Annotated in this window: 3 protein-coding genes and 1 pseudogene; 2 read left to right on the top strand and 2 right to left on the bottom strand. The window is 46.7% G+C overall.

The genetic code is table 11. From position 1 onward, the window contains the following. Both Q0294_RS08180 and Q0294_RS08175 read left to right on the top strand, forming a co-directional pair. On the top strand, window positions 1-631 hold a 631-nt coding region (locus Q0294_RS08180), incomplete at its 5' end, for a cysteine peptidase family C39 domain-containing protein (RefSeq protein WP_299463138.1). A gap of 61 nt (window positions 632-692) precedes the next feature. Then, complete coding sequence (locus Q0294_RS08175; RefSeq protein ID WP_299463135.1) at window positions 693-1,706, top strand: DUF1573 domain-containing protein; 1,014 nt, start codon at window positions 693-695, stop codon at window positions 1,704-1,706. 189 nt (window positions 1,707-1,895) lie between these two features. Here the strand turns inward: Q0294_RS08175 and Q0294_RS08170 are convergent, their stop codons facing one another. Both Q0294_RS08170 and Q0294_RS08165 read right to left on the bottom strand, forming a co-directional pair. Further along, window positions 1,896-2,258, bottom strand: a complete 363-nt coding sequence (locus Q0294_RS08170) for a hypothetical protein (RefSeq protein ID WP_299463132.1) — start codon at window positions 2,256-2,258, stop codon at window positions 1,896-1,898. 132 nt (window positions 2,259-2,390) lie between these two features. After that, window positions 2,391-3,314, bottom strand: a pseudogene (locus tag Q0294_RS08165) (hypothetical protein); the annotation flags it as partial.

Here is a 3,314-nt window from a genome sequence, read left to right as displayed (position 1 = left end):
ATTTATAACTTCGCAAATTCAAAGTGTATTGAGAGCAAGAATGTCTTCCGTTGCTAACAAACGAATCTCTTCCAAATGGCAGATCTTTCAGGCTGCAACTCTGTGGGCAAGTATGATTCTTTGCTGCATCTCAGTCTGGATACTTTTAACCGACTCTCGTTATCTCAATTCGGAAACAAGCCCCAAATTCACCGGGAATGAGGCCAGCATTCTTGATCCCCAGAATCCGTGTGGTCCCGTGGCTGTTTCGGTAGTAACACATTATCTGAAACAACCACGATCTCTGGCTGAATGTAATCAAGTCGTTCACTGCGATACCCTGGGTAGATCATCCATGGAAGATTTGACAACAGGCTTGGATAAACTGGGTCTCTATTCCGTAGGTCTAAAACTGGATTCGAAAGCGGCCCTCAACTTTAAGGTCCCCTTAATTTTGTTCGTTAACGGAAAACATTTTGCAGCAGCGCTTCCGCATACTGACGGCAAAATGGTCATCATCGATCCGCCTTACAAACCGAAACATGCTGAGGAAAGCGAACTGCGGCAGAGATGGACCGGCGAAGCTTTACTCATTTCCACATCCAAAGATTCTTTGAACTTGGAAATGCAACGATTGGGATTGTCGCTTTAGTATTGTCAACTCAACTGCCCGACAGAGTCTTAAATGAATTTTGGTGCCTCAGGTATTTTTCATGCACTCAGGTTTAAAGAAATTATCATTGATCGGAACCTCCGCCTTACTAATAGTCGCGGCAGTGATATTTTTCACGAAATCTCAGGAAGTTACGTTAGAGCAGCCTCGCCTGGAATTAAACAGCACACATAAAGACTTTGGTGCGGTCTTACCTGGGGAAAAACTGAATGCCCAGTTTCTTCTAAAAAATACCGGCACGGGAGTTTTACGCATCCAGAATCTCAGTACGTCTTGTGGATGTGCGCCCGCTCAAATCAGTCATGAGGAAATATTCCCGGGGCAAAACTCGGAAGTATCGGTCTCATTTCACTCGCGAAACAATGCTGGCACAATTGGTCATATGATTCAATTTGATTCCAATGATCCAGAACAGCAGCATGTTGCTTTAACAGTTTCGGCACGATCTCAATGGCCAGTGGAATCTTCTCCCAAAAGTATTATCAATTCAAACTTGCCTCTGGGAGAAAAGAGCGAGCAGGAGCTGACTGTTTACAGTTCTGATCGCCAAAGTTTTTCGGTGACTTCTTTTTCGTCTTCGCATCCGTCGATACAATTGAAATTATTAGATTCTTCTGACTTCGAATATCGATATCAACTGACAATCGCAGGGGAAAAAGCGGGACCCATTATTGGAACAGTCACTTTTAACACAGATAATTCAGTGCGTCCTGTAATTGTTGTTCCGGTCAACACCGAGATTGTTTTACAAGAACGTATTTTCCCCAGCAATATCCTGATTGGCCAAAAAGCGAGAAAAGCTCAACATGATGCAACGTTGATTGTGAATTTTTCAGACGCCTCAAATGAAATTACAAAAATTGAATCAAGCTCACCTGAATGGTCTATCGATCACTGGAGCGTCGAAAAATTCTCGCCCAAACGACAAAAAATATTACTCTCACTCAGGCTACCGGATTCTCCAGGCTACCATCGAAACAGATTAGAGCTAAACACAAAATTAAATCAGGAAATATTAGCAGTCACGGTAACTTGCCTGATTTTAAATGATTAGATTAACGAATCAGGCTGATCTAGCCTGCGTCAGGTTTATCGTAACGTCTCCGAGGCCGTTCGGACCGAGTAGAATGGCACGGACGAGGCCATGATTAAATGGGATGCGCTCTAGCGACAGACGATTTTCAATGTGACGCATACCACCATCAGCTTGATGTATCAACATGAGATCTGGCGAAATAACGCATCAGCGGCCATTCGTTGGTCCCATTTTTCCTGTCGAATTGAGCGGCACAATAAAATAATCCATCCCGTTGATCTGTTTACGTTTCCAGTTTTGCGGGTGAGTGGGTTGGACCGGCGCGACGGGGATGAAGGAATTCAGGTCTTTCAGCTCATGAAATACAAACGGCTGAGTGGGGAGCGCCAGCCGTTTTTTTTCCAGTTCCGCGACGCGTTTTTCGAGGCTGGCAATTCGTTCCAACAAGACCGTCACCTCGGAGTCAGGTTCCGCTTGCGGTTTTTCGGCATCGATGGCACTTCGCAAGTTATCTGTAGACAAACACAAAAACAACGCCACAACAGCAAGAGAGAAAGACATTTTTTTCATCGTCGGGACTCCTTACTAATTTTTTCGTTTTTTGTTGAATACCGTTTCACCGGCTGCCGAACACTGCTTGTAAAAAGCAGTATAACAGATTACCTCAATATGTCAGCAGAACTTTACCGTGCCGCGATCGGTTCATTTTTCAGCCGATTTGCTGTTGTTTTTCGCGTTTTGTTCGTCTTGCATTTCCTGCAGGACGACGACGGCTTTCCGCAAGGCCTGCTGAGCTTCCGGCGTCGACAGATCAAACACAAAAATCGAATAGCCGGCCCGTTTGATGGGTTTGATCGAACGAAACGCCGCAAACGGATCTTTCGAATGTGTATACAGCCCCTGCAGATGATTCGCCGAAAGTGCCAGATATTTCCATTGATCATAATCGGCGGGCAGCGTCTCTTTCAAAGAGCGGGCGTTGATGGAAAACGCTTCCGGCCGCGCCGTCCCGAAATAGTAGAGCAGGCATTGCTCTCGCTCGTGTTCCGGCAGTTCCGAGAGTGCTTCTTTCAGCGCAGGCAGATCCTGTCCCCAGTCCAGATTGGAATCGAGCAGATAAAACCGACCGGCCGCCGGTCCGCCCACGCTGTCATTAAAATAAGACAGATAATGTGGTTGAACGGAAGCAATCGAGACCACCTGCAAGCTGACGCAGACGAAACAGAACAGAATCATCAGAGAGGTTCTGTTCTGAAACCAGCGCCAGAACTGATCGATAGTAAACAGAAACAGCAACGGGTAAAGCGTCAGGAGATACCGCTGCCCCAAATTCAGGCGGCTCGTTAACAGCATCGCCAGCAAGACCACACCGGCCAAGAGCCAGATCGCCGGGGCATGGCTTGTCGGTTCCTGCGAAACGAGTGCGTTGTTTTTTTCCAGGCATGCAGCAGAAGCAGCGTCGGGTAAGTTGCGCATTGTTTTCCAGGCGACGTGAATAAAGATCAGACTAAGAATCAGTCCGAGTGCCGTCAGCAGCAGTTCAACGGGCGTACTTTTGAATAACCAGGCCAGCGGAAAGTAATACCACCAGCCGGAGTGGGAGACCTCTCCCATTAAGTAAGCGTC

This window comes from uncultured Gimesia sp., from assembly GCF_937919775.1.
Lineage (GTDB): Bacteria > Planctomycetota > Planctomycetia > Planctomycetales > Planctomycetaceae > Gimesia.
Note: the sequence above shows the minus strand (reverse complement) of the source record. Positions and strands in the feature narration are given on the sequence as shown.

What these genes read in the sequence shown, in the direction of transcription:
- Q0294_RS08175 (WP_299463135.1), top strand. Translation starts at nt 693, where the DNA reads ATGCACTCAGGTTTAAAGAAATTATCATTGATCGGAACCTCCGCCTTA.
- Q0294_RS08170 (WP_299463132.1), bottom strand. Translation starts at nt 2,258, where the DNA reads ATGAAAAAAATGTCTTTCTCTCTTGCTGTTGTGGCGTTGTTTTTGTGT.